Origin of the sequence: Mycobacterium sp. 1482292.6, assembly GCF_001672995.1 — a bacterium.
Lineage (GTDB): Bacteria > Actinomycetota > Actinomycetes > Mycobacteriales > Mycobacteriaceae > Mycobacterium > Mycobacterium europaeum_A.
This window is the reverse complement of record NZ_LZKV01000016.1, coordinates 1-735: the sequence shown is the minus strand read 5'-3', so window position 1 is coordinate 735 and position 735 is coordinate 1. Positions and strand designations below refer to the sequence as shown.

Below are 735 nucleotides of genomic sequence, written 5' to 3'. Positions count from 1 at the left end.
CCAGGCGCTGCTGGAGCTGACCGACTACGCGCCCCTACCGCTGCGCGAACCGGTCCGCTCGCTGGTGTGGGTGCGCGCTCGCCGTTCACCCGAGTAAACGTACGTGGCCGGCGCTCGGTCGCGCCGGTGCGCCGCGCGCTCGGCTAGCCGCGCGCCCGAAGCCCGTTGATGAAGGGGCAGCCCATCAGCACCCGGATCGCCTGGCTCAGGCCGGTCATGTCGTCGACCGGCTTATGGAACGGCAGCCGGACGTCGTGATCGCGATCGTCGCCCTCGACACGGAACCGGACGCCGTAGCGGTCCAGGCCCAAGGGCCGGACGTGCCCGCGCCGCAGCGGCGCGGGCAGCCGGGACACCAGCCGCGCGAGGACGTCGCTGTGGGCGGTGTCCAGGTGCCACAGCAGGCTCGACTCGAGCGCGCAGAACGGATCCGGGCGGGCGTCCAGCAGGTCGGCCACACTGACCGGCTCGGCGCCGGTGGTGTCGGTGACGACCACCGAGGCGGTCTCGAGCCGCAACAGGGTGTAGCGCGGCTCGTCGCCGCCGCCGGGCCTGCAGCGTGGGGTGTCGATGCCCAGCAGGGCGGGATTCGGGCACTCGGCGGCGATCAGGTCGAGCATGTCGAGGATCTCCGTCGGGTGTACCTCTTGGAGGCGACCGCGCACCCACACCAGCGAGCGGACCGGTTCGCGCAGCGGTAGGGGCGCGTAGTCGGTCAGCTCCAGCAGCGCCTGG

At 72.8% G+C, this 735-nt stretch carries 1 protein-coding gene and 1 pseudogene; one reads left to right on the top strand and one right to left on the bottom strand.

Annotated features, from left to right (window positions below):
* Window positions 1-76 (top strand): annotated as a pseudogene (locus tag A5624_RS27905) (hypothetical protein); the annotation flags it as partial.
* 67 nt (window positions 77-143) lie between these two features.
* Here A5624_RS27905 and A5624_RS00980 read toward each other — a convergent pair.
* Window positions 144-735 (bottom strand): DUF2470 domain-containing protein (locus A5624_RS00980; RefSeq protein ID WP_066860126.1); only part of this gene is annotated, 592 nt, incomplete at its 5' end.